Raw genomic sequence first — 18,822 nt, 5'->3', positions numbered from 1 at the left:
CGTCGATCGGCTCTCACGCGTCGATCAGCCGGGCGAGGTTGCCGCCCATGATCTTGGCCTGGTCGGCCGGGTCCATGCGCTTAAGGGCGTCGATGTAGGAGACCGGGTCCGCGAGGCCCTCCGGGTGCGGGTAGTCGGAGCCGAACAGCACGCGCTCCACCCCGACGATCCCGGAGAGCGCGGCCATGTCCTCCTCCCAGAACGGGCTGATGTGGATGCGCCGCTTGACCTCCTCGACCGGGTCGCCGAGGAAGCCCTTGGGCTGCTTCTTGTAGATGTCGGTGAGCTGGTCGAGCAGCGGCACCAGCCAGGAGGAGCCGTTCTCGATGACCGCGACCTTCAGCTCCGGGAACCGGAACAGCGCGCCGTGGCAGACCCAGGAGGCCACCGCGTCGGTGACCGGCCGCCACTCGCCCAGCATCCGGAAGACCTGCGCCTGGAACGGGGTCATCTCCTGCTGCCGGCCCTCCCAGTCGCTCGCGTACCGGGAGTAGCCGCTGTCGGAGGAGTGCATGGCGACCAGCACCCCGGCCTCCTCCACCCGCTTCCAGAACGGGTCGAACTCCGGCAGCGCGAACGAGCGCGACCCGCCGAACCCGGGCACCGGCGCGGGGCGTACGAGGATGACCCGTGCCCCGCGCTCCAGGCACCACTCCAGCTCCTCGATCGCCTTCTCCACGATCGGCAGGCTGATCACCGGGGTGGTGTAGATCCGGTCCTTGTAGTTGAACTGCCAGGTCTCGTACAGCCATTGGTTGAGCGCGTGCACGACCACATGGATCAACTCCGGGTCGTCCCGCATGCGTTCCTCGATCAGGCTGGCCAGCGTCGGGAACATCAGCGTCCGTCCGATGCTCAGCTCGTCCATCAACTCCAGCCGCGGCCCCGGTTCGCGGAACGCGGGGATCGACCGCATCGGCTCGCCGAACAGCTCGCGGTGCGACTTGCCCTCCGGATTGCCGTTGCGGAAGTAGTCCTCCCACGCGCCCGGCCGGGCGACCACCTCGAAGGTGGGGTTCGGGATGTAGTCGCTGATCCGACCCCGGATCGCGATCTTCGTACGGCCCTTCACCTGCACGTACTGGATCGCACTCGCGTACTGCTTCGGGAGGTGCCTGGTGAGCGCCTCCTCGGTCTCGTACAGGTGGTTGTCCGCGTCGAAGAGCGGATACGGCAGAGCACGCGACGACATGAGACCCTCCTTTGCGAATTGAGAGAATCGTATTCTCTTCACGTGCGTACGGCAATGTCCTGACGGAGCCGGAACTTCTGCACCTTGCCGCTCGCCGTCCGTGGGAACTCCTCGACCTCGTGCAGCTCCTCGGGCCACTTCTGCCGGGCCAGACCGGCCTGTTGGAAGTGCGCGCGCACCTCGTCGAGTGTGGGTACGGGGTGCCCGGGCAGCATCCGCAGAAACGCGGCGGCGTGTTCGCCGAGCCGGGCGTCGGGCGCGGCGACGACCGCGGCCTCCGCGACGCCGGGCAGCCTGAGCAGCACGTCCTCCACCTCGACCGCGCTGATGTTCTCGCCGCCCCGGATGATCAGGTCGGACTTGCGGCCGGTGATGGTCAGATAGCCGTCCTCGTCCAGCACGCCGATGTCGCCCGTGTGGTACCAGCCCTCGTCGTCGAACACCGAAGCCGTCAGGGCCGCGTCGGTGTAGCCGAGGCAGAGATCGGGACCCCGGCTGAGGATCTCGCCGTCCGCCGCGAGCCGTATCTCCACCCCGGACAGCGCGTCCCCGTCCGTGAACAGCCGCTTGGCCTCGGGAGCCGAATGCCCGGACGACGTGATCGAAGGGTGCTCGGTGCTGCCGTAGGCACGGAAGACGTGAATCCCGAGGCCGGCCAGGCGCGTTGTGACGGCGACCGGGACCGACGACCCGCCGAGTCCCGCGTACCGCATGAAGCGCAGATGGTCGGTGGTGAAGTCGGCGTGGTCGAGGAGGCTGGTGACGTAGTACGGGGCGCCGCCGCCGATGTGGAGCCCGTGGCCGGTCATCAGCCGGAGCGCCTGGCCCGGATCCCATACGTCGGTGAGGTGGACCGGAGTGCCGTCCAGGACCGGGATCAGGAAGGCGTTGACCATGCCGATGAAGTGGCCGACCGGCGCGGCGGTGAGCTGGTCGCCGCGGTCGGGTGGGTAGCTCGCGGCCAGTTGACGGGTCTCGTGGCCGAGCGTCTGGTGGCTGTGCACGACGCCCTTGGGGTCGCGGGTCGTGCCGGAGGTGAAGGCGATCAGAGCGGGGCCCGTCGGGTCGGCGGGGAGTGTGCCGGTGAGCGGGGTGTCGCTGAGCAGCTCGTCGAAGTAGCGGCCGACCACGCCCACGACGGGCACGTCCGCGCACAGGTCAGGCTGGAACTCCAGGTGACCGAACCGCTCTGCCGTGACGAAGACACTCGGTCGTACGGCGCTGAGGATGTAACCGACCTCCTTGCGCCCGTAGAAGTGGACGATCGGCACGACGGCCGCCCCGAGCAGGGCCGAGGCCCAGAAGACCGCGGCGGCCTCCATCCAGTTGGGCAGCTGGAAGGCGACGGTGTCGCCGGGGCCCACGCCCCGCTCGCGCAGTCCGCCGGCCAGCCTGCGGGCGATCCGTTCGACGTCCTGGAAGGTGCCGGACCAGGGGCGGACGGCGGAGTGCACCTGGAACCGGACGTCCGGCGCGTCGGCCAGGCCGCGGGCCAGCAGCTCCCCGATCGTGTCCCGGGTCCACCAGCCCTCGGTTTCGTAGCGTTCGACCAGCTCGGCGGGGATCTTTCGCATGTGGGTGCTACCTCCGTACGCGGGCGGCTCTTCGAGGTGGCGATCGGCGGCGCATACGCTATTCTCGGATTTGGAGAATGCCAATATCCCTCGGGGGGAATCGCGTGATCGACCTCGAACTGGACGACGGCCTGGCCGTCCTCACGATCGACCGCCCCCACGCCCGCAACGCCATCTCGCTCGCCACGATGGACGAGTTGGAGAAGGCGCTGGACGCGGCGGCGGGCGCACTGGCCCTGGTGATCAGGGGAGCGGGGGACAAGGCGTTCGTCTCCGGCGGCGACCTCAAGGAACTGGCCGCCATCCGCACCGAGGAGGACGCGGCGGCGATGGCGTGGCGGATGCGGGGCATCTGCGACCGCGTCGCCGACTTCCCCGCACCGGTGGTCGCCGCGCTCAACGGGCATGCCCTGGGCGGCGGTGCCGAGGTCGCCGTCGCCGCCGACATCCGGGTGGCCGCGGACGACATCAGGATCGGCTTCAACCAGGTGACGCTCGCGATCATGCCGGCGTGGGGCGGCGCGGAGCGGCTCGCGGCCCTGGTCGGGAGGGGGCGCGCCCTGATGCTCGCGGGGTCCGGGATGGTCCTCGATGCTGACGAGGCTCGGCAACTCGGCTTGATCGACCGGGTGTTGCCGCGACCCGCCTTCGAAGAGGGCTGGCGCGCGCTGGCCCGGTCCTTGGCGAGCGGGCCGGCCGGCGAGGTGAAACGTGTGGTCGGCGGGGGCGGTTCGGCGGATGACGCCGTGCGTGCCTTCGCGCGGCTGTGGGCGGCGGACGCGCACTGGGCTGCGGCGGAGCGTCTCACGGCCCGTCGGAGGTGAACGCCCAGGAGGAGGCGCGGTCCATCGCCCTCGGAGCCCTGACGGGCCTTGGGTGGGGTCCGACGGTCCGCGCCGTCCGTATCAACGGCCTCGACACTCCCTGGTGTCACGACGACATCATCGACGTCGTGACGGTTGCGCGCTATGCCCTGGACAGGGGGATTGTGCCCGGTTTCGACGGCAAGGAGGCCATCGATCCAGGCCAAGTCCCCCTCGCCGATGAGGTGTTCGCTCCCAGGGCGGTGGAACTTCGGGCGACCCGCGAGAGCATGAACCCTCCACAAGGCGCCGCCCGCACTCGCCGAGCGGCCACGGAGGTGACCGATGCGCTTCATCTTCCACTACCCGGAGACGACCGGAACCGACGGTGACGTGCTCGACGCCGGCCCCCTGCACCAGGTCGCCGCCGCGGCCGAGCGGGCCGGTTTCGACGGGCTGTCGCTCAGCGAACACCCGGTGCCGGGCGCCCGCTGGCTCGCGAGCGGCGGCCACCAGACCCTCGACCCCTTCGTCGCGCTCGCCTACGCGGCCGCCACGACCGAACGCCTGCGTCTGCTCACGTACTTGGCGGTCGCCCCGTACCGCAACCCGTTCCTCCTCGCCAAAGCAGCCGCCACCCTCGACAAGCTCTCCGGCGGACGCCTGATCCTCGGGCTCGGCGCGGGCTACCAGAAGAGCGAGTTCCACGCCCTGGGCGTCGACATGGACGAACGCAATGCCTTGTTCGACGAGGTCCTGGACGTCCTTCCGCTGCATTGGAGCGGCGAGCAATTCAGTTACCAGGGACGACACTTCAGCGCCCGAGACGTGATCGCCCGGCCGCGGCCCGTGCAGCGGCCGATCCCGGTCTGGATCGGCGGCAACTCGAAGCTGAGCCGACGCCGGGTCGCGGAGCGGGCCCAGGGCTGGATGCCGATGTCCGGAGGGGCGCAGCTGAGCGCCACGGCCCGGACACCGGTGCTCGGGTCGGTGGCCGAACTGGCGGTGCAGATAGCCGAGTTGCGTGAAGCGGCGGCCGGGCGCTCCGACGGGATCGACGTCGTCCACTCCTACGGCGAAGTCGAACCGGCCGTCGAGTCCGACCGCCACCGGGAGGCGTTCGCCGAATTGGAGAAGGTCGGTGTCACGTGGACGGTGGTGTCGTGCCCGGCGCGGTCGGCTTCAGCCACGCTGGAATTCCTGGACAGCTTCGGCTCGACCTGTCTGCGGTGACGCGGTGAGACACGGAGGGTCTGCTTCCGCACCCCGAGGCCCCGGACCTCCGCTGAACGTCAGGTGTTGCGCCCCCCGTTGACGCCGAGCACCTGCCCGGTGATGTAGCCGGCCTCCTCCGACACCAGGAACGCGCACGCGGCGGCGATGTCCTCCGGCCGCCCTGGCCGCCGTACCGGAGTGCGCTCCGCGTGGTAGTCCACCGAGCCGCCGAGCAGGCCGCGTTCCTCCGAGGCGCGCAGCATCGGGGTGTCGACGAAGCCGGGCGGAATGGTGTTCACGGTGATGCCCGCCGGACCGAGCTCCAGCGCGAGGGACTTGGTGAAGCCGACCAGCCCTGCCTTGGACGCCACGTAGTGCGTCATGAACTGCTGCCCCGAATGGGCGCTGGACGACGAGATGTTCACGATCCGCCCCCACCCGGCTTCCTTCATGTCCGGCACGACCGCCTGGCAGCAGTAGAACGGGCCGTTGAGGTTCACGGCCATGATCCGGTCCCAGGTCTCGTCGGCGATCTTCAGGAACGGGTCGAAGCCGCTCACCCCGGCGTTGTTGACCAGCACGACCACCGGACCGCCCAGCGTGTCGCGCACCCGCTGCACCGCCGCGTTCACCTGCGCGCGGTCGGACACGTCGACGCCCCCGAAGGCGACCGACTCGTGCCCCTTCTGCCGTGACTCATCGGCGACCCGCTCGGCCGAGTCCGCGTTCAAGTCCAGTACGGCGGTGGCGAATCCGTCCTCCGCGAGCCGCTGCGCGATCGCGCGCCCGATGCCCGATCCGCCGCCCGTGACGATCGCGGTGCGTCGCTCGCTCATGCCACCTCCTCCTCGCCCGCCAGGGAGGTGCGGTGCATCAGCCGGGCGGAGGCCTCGCCGTAGGGCAGGGCACGGTGCAGCATGCCGGTGTTGTCCCAGATGACGAGGTCGCCCTGGCGCCAGCGGTGGCGGAGGGTGAACTCCGGCCGGGTGGCCCAGTCGAGGAGCCGGTCGAGCAGTTCCCGGCCCTCCTTCGCCTCGCGGCCGACCACCTCGCCGGCCGTGGCCCCGATCAGCAGGGACTTGCGGCCGGTGCGCCGGGTCCAGACGAGGGGGTGTTCGCGGGCCGGGTTGCGGTCCCAGGCGGCCCGCTCCTTCGGCGAGGGGTCCGGGGTGACCAGCAACTGCGAGGCGGTGAAGCTGTGCACGACCCGTACGCCGTCCAGTTCCTTCCGCTCCGTCTCGGACAGTGCCTCGTACGCGGCGAAGGTGTTGGCGAACGCCGTGTCGCCCCCGCCGTCGTCCGCTATCTGACGTGCCGTCAACAGCGTTGCCCTGTTGGGTACTTCCTCCGTCGTCCCGTCGATGTGCCAGTGGAAGGTCGACTCGCGGTAGGCGGCCAGCGGGCTCTTCGACGGGTCGCGGGTGATCCGCTGGATCTCCGGATGGGTGGCGTGACCGCCCATCGGCAGCGGGACGACATCGCCCAACAGGCGGCTGAAAGCGACCAGTTCGTCGTCGTCGACGTCGGCCTCGCGGTAGATCACCACCCCGCGCCGCTCCAGCGCGGACCGACACTCCGCCGCGACCCCCGGGTCGACCAGTCGGCTCCCGGACAGGCCCGAGATCTCCACGCCGGTGGTGGGGGTGAGTTCGGTGACGGTGACTGCCATCGCTGAGGCCCTTCTCTCAAATTCGCCAGGGAGATTCTCTGAGATGGAGAACGACGTTTCCGAAGCGTCAGATTACCCCGCGAGCGCCCAGCCGCGCTATGCGCGCGTAGCGACTCCTGTCACGGCGAAGCGGGCGCCGCCTCGGCCTCCCGCGCCGCCGGTTCCCGGCCGCCGCGCGGCAGCAACAGCGGTGTCGCCAGCAGCAGTACGCCGGCCAGCGCGATCGCGGGGCGGATGCCGATGACGCCGGCGAGGAGGCCCCACAGCGCGGTCAGCGCCGCGATCGTGGCCTTGCTGGTGACCGACCAGGCGGAGAGCGTACGGGCGATCCGATCGTTCGCCGTCCGTTCCAGGCGGAAGGTGGAGTACACCGGGTTGAACACCGCCGAGCAGACGATCAACCCGAACTCGACACCCATGACGAGAGCCAGTCCGGGCACACCGGGCCCGATGAAGGCCAGCCCGACCGGCCAACAGGCGCGCAGCGTCCCGGAGGTGAGCAGGACGCGCCGTCGGCCGAAGCGGGCGACGAGCGGGCGGGCGATCCGCGAGCCGAGAAGGCCGCCCAGACAGGGCACGGCGAAGGCGAGACCGTACTGCCAGGGCGGGAACCCGAGATCGCCGACCATCAGGACCGCGAGCAGCGGCGAGACGGCCATGATCAGGCCGTTGTTGAGGACCGTGTTGAAGAACAGCGGGCGCAGATCGGGGTGGCGCAGGATGTACCGCCACCCGTCGAGCAGACCACCCGCCGACGCCCGCCCGTCGGCCGGTGCGGGTGGCTGCTCCTTGCCGCCGATCGCACGGAGCCCCACCGCCGACAGGAGAAAGCTGACCGCGTTCGTCAGCACCGTCAGCACCGGGCCGAACAACCCGATCGCGGCCCCGCCGAGCGGCGGACCGAGCACGGTCGTGGTCCACATCGTCGCCTCGAAACGGCTGTTGGCGACGAGCAGATCCTCCGGTGGCACCAGGGCCTTCAGATAGGCCCCACTGGCCGCGGTGAAGCTGATGTCGGCCGCCGCGGTGAGAACCGCCACAACCAGAAGTTGTACGAAGGTGAGCGCGCCGAACGCGTAGGCGGCCGGCACCGTGAGCAGCGCCCCGCACCGGACCAGGTCCATCGCGATCATCACGGGCCGTTTGCGCCGGAACTCCATCCAGGGCCCGAGCGGCACCGCCACGGCCGCCCCGACCGCCAGCCCGGCCGCCGCCAGGATCGACACCTCCGTGGGCCCGGCATGCAGGACCAGCACCGCGATCAAGGCGAACGCGTCGAAGGCGAGCCAGGTGCCGAGCGAGCTGACGGCGTACGCCGCCCACAACCACCGGAACCGCCGCCCCAGCGACCGTCTGTCCCCCATGACCACGAACAACCCCTCCCACCCGTTGCCGACCCGCACATCAAAGCGGGCGAGCGGCAACGGATCAAACAACCATCCTGCCCGGCACTCGACAACGGGCAGTTGTCGCGCGCGGCCGCCCCGGAAGGGGCGGAGGAGCCCTGGAGGTGGCGGTAGAACTGACCCCGTGGATCTCGATGCCGTACGCACCTTCGTGGCCGTCGCCGACGCCGGACAGTTCCGGGAGGCCGCGCTCTCCCTGTCGATCACCCAGCAGGCGGTCTCCAAGCGGGTCGCCGCGCTGGAGCGGGAACTGGCCGTGCGGCTGTTCACCCGCACAGCGCGTGGAGCGGTCCTCACGGTGGACGGGCAGGTCTTCCTGCCGCACGCCCGCGACCTGCTGCGCGCCGAGGAGCGGGCCGCGGCCTCGGTGCAACCCGGCCGGCGCGCGCTCCGGGTCGACGTGATCGGACGCCGGCTCGCACCCGCCGACCTCCTACGGGACTTCCACCGGGCCCACCCCGAGACCGCCCTGGACGTCGTGACCCTCTTCGACGCCGAGGCGGCGATCGCCGCGGTCCGCTCGGGCACCGTAGACGCGTCGTTCCGTGCGCTCACCCGCCCGGCACGGCAACTGCCCGACGGCATCTCGGCCGCCCGCGTCCACCACGAGCCGCTCCAACTGCTCACCGGCCCGCGGCACGCACTCGCCGCCGCCCGCGAGGTCACCCCGGCGCGGCTGGCCGGGCACCGGATCTGGATGCCCGGCAATGTCGCCGGCACCGAATGGGCCGTCTTCTACGACGACCTGGCCACCGCCTTCGGACTCACCATCGAGGTGACGGGCCCCGACTTCGGCACCGAGCCGCTCCTCGACACGATCGCCGACTCCCCGCACCTGGCGACCCTCGTCGGCGAAGGAACCCGCATGGTCTGGCCCGCCGACCACGACCTGCGGCGCATCCCGCTGCACGGCCCGACACCGGCGTACCCGCACTCGCTCCTGTGGCGCACCGACAACCCGCACCCCACCCTCACCCTGCTCCGCACCCACCTCGGCGTCGCGCGCACGGACGGCGACCTGTGGACGCCGAAGTGGGCGCGTTGACACGGGCATTGCTCCCTGGACGCGGCCGGGGCGGCCCGTGAGGCTCAGTCCTCCGGGCCGTCGCGCAGCAGGCGCCGGGCCACCTCCGTGCGGGCCGTGGCGAGTTCCGTGGCGATCCGCTCGGTCCGGCGGGCCTGCGGCAGCACCGCCGCCGTCACAGGCTCCCCGACGAGCAGGGAGGCGCGCCGCAGATGGGTCGGCGGATGGGTGGCGTCGATCTGGTGCCCGCGCCGGGCTCCGGCACGCCGCTGCCGTTCGTACTCGTGCTCGGGGACGGACTCCGCGTACGCGGTGAGCAGCCCCCACAGTTCGTCGGCCCGGGCCGTGGCCGCCCGGACGGACCTCGACCCGGCGAGGGCGGCACGGTTGGCCTCGCTGCGCAGCAGGACGCCGAGCGAATCAGTGATGAGCAACCGGTCCATGAGGCCCACGGCGGCCTGAGTGGAAGCGGTGCGGGCGGCCAGCCGGTCGGCGAGGTACTCGGCCCGGATCCCGGCCCGCGACGTCAACCGGACGAGCAACACCAGCGCCCCTCGGACCAGCAGGCGTGGCACCACGTAGAGGGCGTTGACGGCCATCTCGATCGCGGACGGGTGCGGAATCGGCTGGAAGGTGTGGTGCCAGAGGGACAGGGTCCGCATCGCGCTGCCCACCACCAGCCCGTTGCGCGTGTCGCCGTTGGCGTAGTGGGCCAGCTCGTGGCCGAGCAGCGCGATCCGCTCCCCGGGCGTGAGGACCTCCCACAGCGGCATACCCAGCACCAGCAGCCGCCGACGCCGGACACCGTACGTCGTGACGGCCGCGTTGATGCTCCCGTCCACGGCGATCGCGTGCACGCTCCGGGTGCCGACCGCCCGCGCCACCTCGTCCACCAGGGCGAACAGTTCGGGCGCGTCGGCCGCGAACAGCACGGGCCGGTCGTCGGGCAGGCGGCGAACCCTCGGCGCGAGCGCCCAGGCCAGCACCAGAAGCACCAGACCCGCCACGACGCCGATGCCACCCCAGCCCGCCACCAGGCACCAGACGCCGCCGACGGCGAGCGCGAGGGTGACGCCGTGCACGGTCAGGGCGAGCGCGGTGGCCGCCACCGCCGAGGCATCGCGCCGCGGGCGCGTTTCACGCCCGCTCAGCATCTCGGCGAGCAACTGCTCGCCATGTCGTCGGGCCAGGGCCCGCTCGGCCCGGTCCAGCCGTCCGGTGTCCGGTCGTGACTCCTCGGGGTCCACGTTCCAGTCGCAGTCGGCGCACCAGACGGTGAACCGGCCGTCGCCTCGGATCTCCGTTCCGCACTCCGGGCACGACTGTGTCGTTTCTCTGGCGATATCGGGCATCACGGTCTCCCCCTCCGCGACCCTCCCCGAGCCGCTACCTGCCGGTACGCGGCCGATCTGATCACACGGAGGGACTGCGGATCCAACGAGACCGTCCAGGCGTACGGCGACGGCCTCTACGTCACCGCCCCCGCCGCTTTCAACTCCAGGATCCGTTCCCAGTCCAGCCCCAGTTCCAGCAGGATCTCCTCGGTCTGTGCCGCGAACTCGGGGGCCGGGCCGAGGTGCGGGGCCGTGACGTCGAACTGGACCGGATTGGCTACGAGTTCGAGTTCGCCGGCGGGCAGGATGTACTCGTTCGCCCTGACCTGCGCGTCCACGCCCACCTGCACCGAGTCCTGGACGGGCGCCCACGGCCCGGCCAGGGTCGCGAGCCGCTCCGTCCACTCCGCGAGCGTGCGGGTCGCGAACACCTCGCGGAGGATCTTGACCGCTTCCTCGGTGTTGGCGGCGATCTGCTCGGCGGTGGCGAAGCGCGGGTCCTCGGCCAGTTCGGGCCGGTCGAGGTGACGGCACACGTCGGCCCAGAACTTTCCCGGCTGGAGCATGACGAGCGACAGATAGCGGCCGTCGGCCGTGCGGTAGAGGCTGGTCAGCGGATTGGCGGGGGAGTTGTGGGTCCCGGGCGGCGCGGCGACCCAACTCCGGTCCAGGTGGAGGGAGAGCGCGATGCCGTGGCCCATGGCCCAGACGCCGCTGCCGAGCAACGACACGTCCACGACGGACGGTTCGCCGGTGCGCTCGCGCTTCAGCAGGGCCGCCGCGATGCCCCCGGCGAGGTTGGTGCCGGAGATGGTGTCCCCGTAGGCGGGCACGGGCGGGGTGATCATGCCCTCGGTGCCGGCCGGCGTCAGACTGGCCGCGGTGCCGGCCCGCGCCCAGAACGCCGTCATGTCGTAGCCGCCCCGGTCCGACTCCCGGCCCCGCGGACCGAGCGCGCTGCCGCGGGCGTACACGATGTCCGGGTTCACCTCGCGGATGTCGGCCACGTCGATGCCGAACTTCCGCCGGGCCGAGGGAAGGAAGCTGGTCAGGAAGACGTCCGAACGCCGGGTCAGCTCGTACAGCACCTCCTTGCCCTCGGGCCGGGCCATGTCGAGGCCGATGCTGCGCTTGCCCCGATTGGCGTGCTCCACATTGGGGTTGGGGTCGCCCTCGACCTTGAACGTGCCGGTCTGCCGCAGCCCGCGCTGCGGATCGCCGGTGACCGCGTGCTCGACCTTGACCACGTCCGCGCCCCAGTCGGCGAGCACGGCACCGGCGGACGGCACGAACCCGTACATCGCCACTTCCAGCACCCGGATCCCGGCGAGCGGCCCGTCGCCACTCATGCGACCACCTCTCCGAAGGTCTTGCGCTCCATGAACTCCTCCACATCGTGTGGAAATGAGGTTCTCTCAAGCTGAGATCGCGTGAGTATTCAGGCGAGAACCCTATCGTGGCACCAGGGGTCCGTCACGACCCGAGCGGGGCATTTCCCAAAGCCTCGCGCGATGACACAAAGTCCGGACACGGGCCTTCCGGCCGACGCGTCGTTGAAAGTATGGTTCTCGCATTCGGAAGGGTGATTCTTGCCAACTGCGACAGGACAGGAAAGGACCCCGCCATGGGACGAGTCGAGGGCAAGGTCGCGTTCATCACGGGCGCCGCGCGCGGACAGGGGCGCAGCCACGCCGTACGGCTGGCCGAGGAGGGCGCCGACATCATCGCGGTGGACATCTGCCGCGACTTCGAGACGGTCTGCTACCCCATGGCCACCCCCGAGGACCTGAAGGAGACGGCCCGGCTGGTGGAGGAGCGCGGCCGGCGGATCGTCGCCCGCGAGGCCGACGTACGCGACTCGGCGCAACTGCGCGAGGCGTTGGCGGCCGGGCTCGCCGAACTCGGCGGCCTGGACATCGTGGTGGCCCAGGCGGGCATCGCCCCGCTGCACGGCGAGCCCAAGCTGCAGGCCTGGTGCGACGCCATCGACGTCGACCTGATCGGCACCATCAACGCCATCCAGATCTCCCTGCCGCACCTGCGCGAGGGCGCCTCGGTCATCGCCACCGGCTCGACCGCCGCCCTCATGGAACACGGCATCGTCGACACCCCCGGCGCCAACCCGGGCGGCTCCGGCTACGCGTTCGCCAAGCGGGCCCTGTCGGAGTACGTGCACGAACTCGCCCGCAACCTCGCCCCGTTGAACCAGCGCGCCAATGTCGTCCACCCCACCAACGTCGACACCCGCATGCTCCAGAGCGAGCCGATGTACAAGTCCTTCCGGCCCGACCTCGAACGCCCCACCCGGCAGGACGCCGAGCCCGCCTTCTCCGTGCAGCAGGCCATGCCGGTCTCGTTCGTCGAACCGGTCGACATCAGCAACGCGGTGCTCTTCCTCGCCTCCGACGAGGCCCGCTACATCACCGGCACCCAACTGCGCGTCGACGCCGGCGGTTACCTCAAGTGGTACGACTGGCGCAAGTGAGCCGAAGTCGACCGGTGAGGTCAAGTCATCCAGAAACAGAGGGAGTTGAAGACGTGAAGGTCCGGGTCGACCCGGAGCGCTGCCAGGGCCACACGCTCTGCGCCATGATCGCTCCGAAGGCGTTCGAGCTCGACGAGATCGACGGCCATTCCTCGGCCGTCAGCGAAGAAGTCCCGGCCGACCAGGAAGCGGAGGTGCGGGAAGCCGCGCACTCCTGCCCGGAACGAGCCATCCAGCTGTTCTGAAGGGAGGGCGGAACCCATGAGCGAGGCCGCCGACGACGAGCACGAGACGGACGACGAGCGCGAGAACGCCGACGGGCGCGAGCAGGACCACGATCCCGAGAGGGACGACGAGCGCAAGAAGGACCGGGTGCACTTCGACCGGCACACCCCCGAATACCGCCACCGGTTCGAGGAGATCACCCACGAACTGCACGGCAAGTGCCCCATCGCCTGGACCGACACCCACGGCGGCCACTGGGTCGCCAGCGGCAACCGCGAGGTCTTCGAACTGGCGCGCTCCGCCGAGTACTTGTCCAACGACCACGACGTGCAGGGCATCCGGCGCGGCTACAAGGGCATCACCATCCCCTCGCCGCCCCGCGCCCGCGAAGTGCAGGGCGGATTCCTGGAGATGGACCCGCCCGAACAGCGCTACTACCGCCAGACGCTCAACCCCTACCTCTCCCCGGCGGCCGTCGCCCGCTGGATCCCCGTCGTCGACGAGGTGGTCCGCGCCTGTCTCGACGCGAAGATCGAGGAGGGCCGCATCGACTTCGTCGACGACCTCGCCAACGTGGTGCCGGCCGTCCTCACGCTCGCGATGATGGGCATCCCGCTCAAGGACTGGACCGTCTACAACGAGCCCGCCCACGCCTCGGTCTACACCCCGCCCAACTCACCTGACATGCCTCGGGTCGCGGACCTGAGCCGCGCCATGGGCCAGTCCCTGTACATGTCCCTCGTGGAGATCCGCGAGAACCCCAGGCCCGGCCTGATCGACGCGCTGGCCCGGGCCGAGATCAACGGAAAGACCCCGCCCGACCTGGAGTTGGTCGGCGTCCTCGCCCTGCTGATCGGCGGCGGCTTCGACACGACCACGGCGCTCACCGCGCACGCCCTGGAATGGCTGTCGGACAACCCCGCTGAGCGCGACCGGCTCAGCAGCGAGCGGGACACCCTCCTGGACTCGGCCACCGAGGAGTTCCTGCGCATCTTCACGCCGGCACCGGGCGACGGCCGTACGTTCTCCGCCGACTGCGAGATCGCCGGACAGGAGTTCAAGGAGGGCGAACGCCTGTGGCTGTCCTGGGCGATGGCCAACCGGGACCCGGCCGTCTTCCCCGACCCCGACCGGGTCGACCTGGAGCGCAGGGGCAACCGGCACAGCAGCTTCGGCCTCGGCATCCACCGCTGCATCGGCTCGAACGTCGCGCGCACCGTGTTCAAGCGGATGGTGACGGCCGTGCTCGACCGGATGCCGGACTTCCGCTGCGACCCGGCCGGCACCGTCCACTACGAGACCATCGGCATCATCCAGGGCATGCGCCACCTCCCGGCGACCTTCACCCCCGGCAAGCGGCTCGGCCCACCGCTCGACGAGACCCTGGAGATCCTCCAACGCGCCTGCGACGAGCAGCGGTTGGCCGAGCCGGTCACGGTCCGGGCGGGACAGGCACGGATCGCCCGCTGAGACACGGGCCGACGGACGAATCCGCTGAGACCCGGGCCGAGAGAAACAGGCCGAGCGACGCAGGCCGAGAGACCAAGGAGCGCAGGTGGCCGGAGCACCGGGACGTCCCGTCCCCCTGATCACCGACCAGAACGAGTTCTTCTGGACGTCGGGGGCGGACGGACGGCTGCGGATACAGGAGTGCGCCTCGTGCGCCTCCCTGATCCATCCGCCCCAGCCCGTGTGCCGCTACTGCCGGGGCCACGACCTGGGCGTCCGGGCCGTCTCCGGCCGCGCCACCCTCATCGGCTTCACCGTCAACCACCGCTTCGCCCTGCCCGGCCTGCCGGCGCCGTACGTCGTCGCCCAGGTCGCCCTCGAAGACGACCCCCGGGTCCGGCTCACCACCAACGCCGTCGAGTGCGACTCCGGCCAACTCGCCCTCGGCATGCGGATGGAGGTCGTCTTCGAGCCCGTCGGCGACGACGTATGGCTGCCGCTGTTCCGCCCCGCGGCCGAGCAGGGCGACCCGGCACCGCTCCCCGAGGACGGGCCACCGCCCAGGTCCCGGCCCATGGCCACACTCGACAAGTTCGAGGACAAGGTCGCGATCACCGGCATCGGCAGCTCACGGCTCGGCCGCCGTCTGATGGTCCAGCCGCTCTCCCTCACCGTCGAGGCCTGCGAGGCGGCGGTTGCCGACGCCGGACTCACCCTCGACGACATCGACGGCCTGTCCACCTACCCCGGAGCCGGGGCGTACGGCGGCTTCGCGGAAGGGGGCGTCACCGCGCTGGAATCCGCCCTCGGCATCAGGCCCAGTTGGTACAACGGCGGCGGCGAGACCTTCGGCCCCGGCGGCTCGCTCATCGCCGCGATGCTGGCCGTGGCCGGCGGACTCGCCCGGCACGTGCTCTGCTTCCGCACCGTATGGGAGTCCACGTACGGCGAGTTGGTGAAACAGGGCAGGATCCCGGCGCCGAGCAGTTCCGACCCCGGCTGGCTCAAGCCCTTCGGCGCGGTCTCCGCCGCCCACACCCTCGCCCAGAACGCCCAACGCCACTTCCACCGCTACGGCACCAGCCGCGAGACCCTCGGCTGGATCGCCCTCAACCAGCGCGCCAACGCCGCCCTCAACCCCACGGCGATCTACCGCGACCCGATGACGATGGACGACTACCTCCAAGCGCGGCCCATCACCACGCCCTTCGGGCTCTACGACTGTGACGTCCCCTGCGACGGATCGGTCGCCGTGATCGTCTCGGCCGTCGACACCGTCCGCGATCTCGCCCAACCCCCCGTCCTCGTCGAGGCCGTGGGCACGCAGATCACCGAGCGTCTCGAATGGGACCAGAGCACCCTCACCCACGAACCCCAGGTCATCGGCCAGTCCGCCCACCTGTGGACCCGCACCTCACTGCGCCCCGCCGACGTCGACGTGGCCCAGCTCTACGACGGCTTCACCTTCAACTGCCTGTCCTGGATAGAGGCGTTGGGCTTCTGCGGCATCGGCGAGGCGAAGGACTTCCTGGACGGAGGAAAGAACATCGCACGGGACGGCGTACTGCCCCTCAACACCCACGGCGGCCAGCTCTCGCACGGACGCACCCATGGCATGGGCCTCGTCCACGAGGCGATCGTCCAACTGCGAGGCACGGCCGGGGCCCGCCAAGTCCCCGACGCCCGGGTCGCGGTCGTCAGTTCGGGCGGTCTCACGCCCAGCGGGGTCATCCTCCTCAGGACGGACACGTGACACGGCCGGCGGAGGACGGAGACGCGTCCGTCGTGCCCGGTGTCGTCGACATCGACGGCATCTCTCTCTCGTACAGGGCGAGTTGGGTCACCGATCCGCGTGCCGTCGTCCTCGCGCTGCACGGCGGCGGGACTCGGTCGACGTACTTCGACTGCCCGGGACACCCGCGGCTCTCGCTGCTGCGCACCGGCGCCGCGCTCGGCTTCTCCGTCCTCGCCCTCGACCGCCCGGGCTACGGCGCCTCACTGCCCGACGCGCGCCAACTCACCGACCCCGCACGCCGGGTGGCCCTCACCTTCGGCGTCCTGGACCGGCTGTTGGCCACGCGCCCGCGCGGTGCCGGTGTCTTCGTCCTGGCCCACTCCGCGGGCAGCGAGCTCGCCGTACGGATGGCCGCCGACGCGCGGGGCCACGAACTCCTGGGCCTGGAGCTGGCCGGCACCGGCCGGCACCACCACCCCCGCTCCACCGGCTTCCTGGAGCTGAACGACGAGGAACTGCGCCCTGCCGGGCGGGCCCGGTCGCTGCTCTGGAAGGTGCTCTGGGGACCCAACCACCTCTACCCACCGGATGTGTTGGGCGGCGCGAGCATCGCCGCCGCCTCTCCCGAGTACGAGTCGGCGGCGCGCGGCTGGCGCCACGAGTTCCCCGAACTGGCCGCCCGCGTAAGGGTTCCCGTGCAGTTCAGCCTGGGCGACCACGAGGAGGTGTGGAGCTCAGGACCCGAGGCACTGGCCGACATCGCCTCCCTCTTCACCGCCGCACCCCGGGTGCGTGCCAACGAACAGCCGGACAGCGGCCACAACTTGAGCCTCGGCCACTCGGCCCGCGCGTACCACCTGAAGGCGCTGTCCTTTGCCGAGGAGTGCGCCGTGGCCCACGAGACCGACATCGCCGCGAACTCGCGGCAGGGGAGAGCCGGATGAGCCACGCCGACACCACCGCGCTGCTGCTGATCCGCCTGGTCCTGGGCGCCGTCATGATCGCGCACGGCCTCAACCACTGGCGCGGCGGCGGCCGTATCGAGGGCACCGCCCGCTGGTTCACCGGCCTCGGCCTGCGCCACGGCACACTCCAGGCATGGGCGAGCGTGCTCACCGAAGTCGGCGCGGGCGCCCTGCTGTTGGCGGGCCTGCTCACCCCGCTGGCCTGCGCGGCCGTCATCTCCGTGATGCTGATCGCCGGCCTCCTCGCCCACCGGCCCAACGGCTTCTTCGTCTTCAAAGAGGGCTACGAGTACGTCCTCACCCTCGCCGTCCTCTCCGTCGCCCTCGCCGTGCTAGGTCCGGGGGACGTCTCGGTGGACGAGGCGGCCGGCATCGCCGTGACCGGCTGGGCTGGCGGCGGCATCGCGCTGGGCGTGGCCGTGGCGGCGACCACCGGCCTGCTCGCCACGTGCTGGCGCCCGAACCCGCCGGAACGGGAGCCGGAACCGGAGCCGACCCCCACCCCCGCACCCCATGAACAGGAGACACGCTGATGCGCGTCGGATTCATCGGCCTGGGCAGCCAGGGCGGCCCCATGGCCCGCCGCATCGTCGACGCGGGCTACGAGACCACCCTGTGGGCCCGCCGCCCCGCGACTCTGGTCCCCTTCGCCGGCACTCCCGCCAAGCGCGCTTCGTCACCGGCGGAGTTGGCCGCAGCCAGCGACCTGGTCTGCGTCTGTGTCGTGGACGACGCCGACGTGGAGGAGATCCTCACCGGCGAGCACGGGGTGCTCGCCGGACTGCGCAAGGGCGGGGTGGTCGCCGTGCACAGCACCGTCCACCCGGACACCTGCCGACGCCTCGCCGACCGGGCCCGGACCCACGGCGTCACGCTGATCGACGCTCCCGTCAGCGGGGGCGGGCCAGCGGCGGCCGAGGGACGCCTGGTGGTGATGGCCGGGGGAGAGCCGGGCACGGTCGCCTACTGCCGTCCCGTGTTCGAGACCTACGCCGATCCCGTCGTCCACATGGGCCCGCTCGGTACCGGCCAGCTCGCCAAGCTCCTGAACAACGTGCTGTTCACGGCCAACCTGGCCACGGCCGCCGACACCCTCGCCCTCGGCCGGGACCTGGCCGTGGACGCCGGCGCGCTCGCCCAGGTCGTCGCGCACGGCAGCGGCGCGAGCTTCGCCCTCACCAGGATCGCGTCGGCCGGTGGAACCCTGGACCGCATCGCCGCCCACGCCGGACCCCTGCTGCGCAAGGACGTCCGGCTGGTGACCGACGTCGCCGAGGCGGCGGGGGCCCGGCCGGACGTCGTCACCGCCGCCGCGAACGCGGCCCTGGATCTGATGAACCAGGGCCGCTCGCCGGTCAGTTGAGGGTGTCGGGGTCCGGGCCCGTGCGCAGCCCGCGGTCCAGTTCCGCGATCGCGGCCATCTCCTCGTCGGCGAGCACGAAGTCGAAGACGTCGATGTTCTCGCGGATACGAGCGGGCGTGACCGACTTCGGGATGACCACGTTGCCCAGCTGAAGGTGCCAGCGGAGCACCACCTGGGCCGGCGACTTGCCGTGCCGCTCGGCGATCCTGGTCAGCGCGGACTCGCCCAGCACCGCGCCCTGGGCCAGCGGGCTCCAGGCCTCGGTGACGATCCCGAACTCGGCATGCAGCGCGCGCAATTCGCTCTGCTGGAGGCCGGGGTGCAGCTCGATCTGGTTGACGGCGGGCACCAGCGAGGCGCCCTGCGGCGGCACCGTGCCGCCC

At 71.1% G+C, this 18,822-nt stretch carries 19 protein-coding genes; 11 read left to right on the top strand and 8 right to left on the bottom strand.

All coding sequences use genetic code 11. The features are described 5' to 3' along the window. Positions 1–13 precede the first annotated feature (13 nt). Both ACWDR3_RS14560 and ACWDR3_RS14555 read right to left on the bottom strand, forming a co-directional pair. The gene (locus tag ACWDR3_RS14560) at positions 14–1,192 is read right to left on the bottom strand and encodes an amidohydrolase family protein (RefSeq protein ID WP_450352818.1); all 1,179 of its coding nucleotides are present in this window, start codon (positions 1,190–1,192) and stop codon (positions 14–16) included. A gap of 38 nt (positions 1,193–1,230) precedes the next feature. Beyond that, positions 1,231–2,766, bottom strand: a complete 1,536-nt coding sequence (locus ACWDR3_RS14555) for an AMP-binding protein (RefSeq protein WP_450352817.1) — start codon at positions 2,764–2,766, stop codon at positions 1,231–1,233. Between the two features lie 104 nt (positions 2,767–2,870). Here ACWDR3_RS14555 and ACWDR3_RS14550 point away from each other — a divergent pair, with 104 nt between their 5' ends. From ACWDR3_RS14550 to ACWDR3_RS14540, 3 genes are read left to right on the top strand one after another with little or no spacing between them, the layout of a single operon-like run. Further along, complete coding sequence (locus tag ACWDR3_RS14550) at positions 2,871–3,590, top strand: enoyl-CoA hydratase/isomerase family protein (RefSeq protein ID WP_450352816.1); 720 nt, start codon at positions 2,871–2,873, stop codon at positions 3,588–3,590. Continuing rightward, positions 3,587–3,961 (top strand): hypothetical protein, encoded by a 375-nt coding sequence (locus ACWDR3_RS14545; RefSeq protein ID WP_450352815.1) that lies wholly within the window; start codon positions 3,587–3,589, stop codon positions 3,959–3,961. The genes ACWDR3_RS14550 and ACWDR3_RS14545 overlap by 4 nt, the downstream gene beginning before the upstream one ends. Continuing rightward, positions 3,915–4,802, top strand: coding sequence for an LLM class F420-dependent oxidoreductase (locus ACWDR3_RS14540; RefSeq protein WP_450352814.1), 888 nt, complete (start codon positions 3,915–3,917; stop codon positions 4,800–4,802). Before ACWDR3_RS14545 ends, ACWDR3_RS14540 begins: the two co-directional genes overlap by 47 nt. A 59-nt stretch (positions 4,803–4,861) precedes the next feature. On the opposite strand, the gene ACWDR3_RS14535 is transcribed toward ACWDR3_RS14540, so the two are convergent. From ACWDR3_RS14535 to ACWDR3_RS14525, 3 genes are all read right to left on the bottom strand, one after another. Then, positions 4,862–5,620 carry an SDR family NAD(P)-dependent oxidoreductase gene (locus ACWDR3_RS14535; RefSeq protein ID WP_450352813.1) on the bottom strand — a complete coding sequence of 253 codons (759 nt, stop codon included), beginning with the start codon at positions 5,618–5,620 and terminating at the stop codon, positions 4,862–4,864. Further along, positions 5,617–6,453 carry a TauD/TfdA dioxygenase family protein gene (locus ACWDR3_RS14530; RefSeq protein WP_450352812.1) on the bottom strand — a complete coding sequence of 279 codons (837 nt, stop codon included), beginning with the start codon at positions 6,451–6,453 and terminating at the stop codon, positions 5,617–5,619. Before ACWDR3_RS14530 ends, ACWDR3_RS14535 begins: the two co-directional genes overlap by 4 nt. 119 nt (positions 6,454–6,572) lie before the next feature. Then, the gene (locus tag ACWDR3_RS14525; protein WP_450352811.1) at positions 6,573–7,817 is read right to left on the bottom strand and encodes an MFS transporter; all 1,245 of its coding nucleotides are present in this window, start codon (positions 7,815–7,817) and stop codon (positions 6,573–6,575) included. Positions 7,818–7,983: 166 nt separating this feature from the next. Here ACWDR3_RS14525 and ACWDR3_RS14520 point away from each other — a divergent pair, with 166 nt between their 5' ends. Next, positions 7,984–8,904, top strand: coding sequence for a LysR family transcriptional regulator (locus tag ACWDR3_RS14520; protein WP_450352810.1), 921 nt, complete (start codon positions 7,984–7,986; stop codon positions 8,902–8,904). 44 nt (positions 8,905–8,948) lie between these two features. Here ACWDR3_RS14520 and ACWDR3_RS14515 read toward each other — a convergent pair whose 3' ends face one another. Both ACWDR3_RS14515 and ACWDR3_RS14510 read right to left on the bottom strand, forming a co-directional pair. Continuing rightward, the gene (locus ACWDR3_RS14515) at positions 8,949–10,235 is read right to left on the bottom strand and encodes a M48 family metallopeptidase (RefSeq protein ID WP_450352809.1); all 1,287 of its coding nucleotides are present in this window, start codon (positions 10,233–10,235) and stop codon (positions 8,949–8,951) included. A gap of 116 nt (positions 10,236–10,351) precedes the next feature. Continuing rightward, entirely contained in the window at positions 10,352–11,566 is a 1,215-nt protein-coding gene (locus ACWDR3_RS14510; protein WP_450352808.1) for a CaiB/BaiF CoA transferase family protein, read from the bottom strand. Between the two features lie 275 nt (positions 11,567–11,841). Here ACWDR3_RS14510 and ACWDR3_RS14505 point away from each other — a divergent pair, with 275 nt between their 5' ends. The 7 genes from ACWDR3_RS14505 (at position 11,842) to ACWDR3_RS14475 (ending at position 18,439) form a co-directional block, all read left to right on the top strand. Further along, the gene (locus tag ACWDR3_RS14505; protein ID WP_450352807.1) at positions 11,842–12,702 is read left to right on the top strand and encodes a mycofactocin-coupled SDR family oxidoreductase; all 861 of its coding nucleotides are present in this window, start codon (positions 11,842–11,844) and stop codon (positions 12,700–12,702) included. A gap of 53 nt (positions 12,703–12,755) precedes the next feature. Next, the gene (locus ACWDR3_RS14500) at positions 12,756–12,947 is read left to right on the top strand and encodes a ferredoxin (protein WP_450352806.1); all 192 of its coding nucleotides are present in this window, start codon (positions 12,756–12,758) and stop codon (positions 12,945–12,947) included. A 16-nt stretch (positions 12,948–12,963) separates the two neighbouring features. Further along, complete coding sequence (locus tag ACWDR3_RS14495) at positions 12,964–14,397, top strand: cytochrome P450 (RefSeq protein WP_450352805.1); 1,434 nt, start codon at positions 12,964–12,966, stop codon at positions 14,395–14,397. Positions 14,398–14,482: 85 nt separating this feature from the next. Next, positions 14,483–16,129, top strand: a complete 1,647-nt coding sequence (locus ACWDR3_RS14490; RefSeq protein ID WP_450352804.1) for a thiolase C-terminal domain-containing protein — start codon at positions 14,483–14,485, stop codon at positions 16,127–16,129. Further along, complete coding sequence (locus ACWDR3_RS14485) at positions 16,126–17,055, top strand: alpha/beta hydrolase (protein ID WP_450352803.1); 930 nt, start codon at positions 16,126–16,128, stop codon at positions 17,053–17,055. Before ACWDR3_RS14490 ends, ACWDR3_RS14485 begins: the two co-directional genes overlap by 4 nt. Beyond that, a complete protein-coding gene (locus tag ACWDR3_RS14480) occupies positions 17,052–17,609 on the top strand; it encodes a DoxX family protein (protein ID WP_450352802.1) in 558 nt (185 codons plus the stop codon). Before ACWDR3_RS14485 ends, ACWDR3_RS14480 begins: the two co-directional genes overlap by 4 nt. Then, entirely contained in the window at positions 17,609–18,439 is an 831-nt protein-coding gene (locus ACWDR3_RS14475) for an NAD(P)-dependent oxidoreductase (RefSeq protein ID WP_450352801.1), read from the top strand. Before ACWDR3_RS14480 ends, ACWDR3_RS14475 begins: the two co-directional genes overlap by 1 nt. Here the strand turns inward: ACWDR3_RS14475 and ACWDR3_RS14470 are convergent. Further along, positions 18,432–18,822: aldo/keto reductase (locus tag ACWDR3_RS14470; protein WP_450352800.1), on the bottom strand; the 391-nt coding region annotated here is incomplete at its 5' end. The two genes, ACWDR3_RS14475 and ACWDR3_RS14470, sit on opposite strands and share 8 nt — an antisense overlap.

The organism is Streptomyces sp. NPDC001002 (assembly GCF_053599215.1).
This window is presented reverse-complemented; position numbering and strand designations above follow the sequence as displayed.

Bases quoted from the DNA above. Each gene is read 5' to 3' on its own strand.
- ACWDR3_RS14525 (WP_450352811.1), bottom strand. From the start codon at position 7,817: ATGGGGGACAGACGGTCGCTGGGGCGGCGGTTCCGGTGGTTGTGGGCG.
- ACWDR3_RS14495 (WP_450352805.1), top strand. From the start codon at position 12,964: ATGAGCGAGGCCGCCGACGACGAGCACGAGACGGACGACGAGCGCGAG.
- ACWDR3_RS14555 (WP_450352817.1), bottom strand. From the start codon at position 2,766: ATGCGAAAGATCCCCGCCGAGCTGGTCGAACGCTACGAAACCGAGGGC.
- ACWDR3_RS14475 (WP_450352801.1), top strand. From the start codon at position 17,609: ATGCGCGTCGGATTCATCGGCCTGGGCAGCCAGGGCGGCCCCATGGCC.
- ACWDR3_RS14530 (WP_450352812.1), bottom strand. From the start codon at position 6,453: ATGGCAGTCACCGTCACCGAACTCACCCCCACCACCGGCGTGGAGATC.
- ACWDR3_RS14535 (WP_450352813.1), bottom strand. From the start codon at position 5,620: ATGAGCGAGCGACGCACCGCGATCGTCACGGGCGGCGGATCGGGCATC.
- ACWDR3_RS14510 (WP_450352808.1), bottom strand. From the start codon at position 11,566: ATGAGTGGCGACGGGCCGCTCGCCGGGATCCGGGTGCTGGAAGTGGCG.
- ACWDR3_RS14515 (WP_450352809.1), bottom strand. From the start codon at position 10,235: ATGCCCGATATCGCCAGAGAAACGACACAGTCGTGCCCGGAGTGCGGA.
- ACWDR3_RS14560 (WP_450352818.1), bottom strand. From the start codon at position 1,192: ATGTCGTCGCGTGCTCTGCCGTATCCGCTCTTCGACGCGGACAACCAC.
- ACWDR3_RS14480 (WP_450352802.1), top strand. From the start codon at position 17,052: ATGAGCCACGCCGACACCACCGCGCTGCTGCTGATCCGCCTGGTCCTG.
- ACWDR3_RS14505 (WP_450352807.1), top strand. From the start codon at position 11,842: ATGGGACGAGTCGAGGGCAAGGTCGCGTTCATCACGGGCGCCGCGCGC.
- ACWDR3_RS14540 (WP_450352814.1), top strand. From the start codon at position 3,915: ATGCGCTTCATCTTCCACTACCCGGAGACGACCGGAACCGACGGTGAC.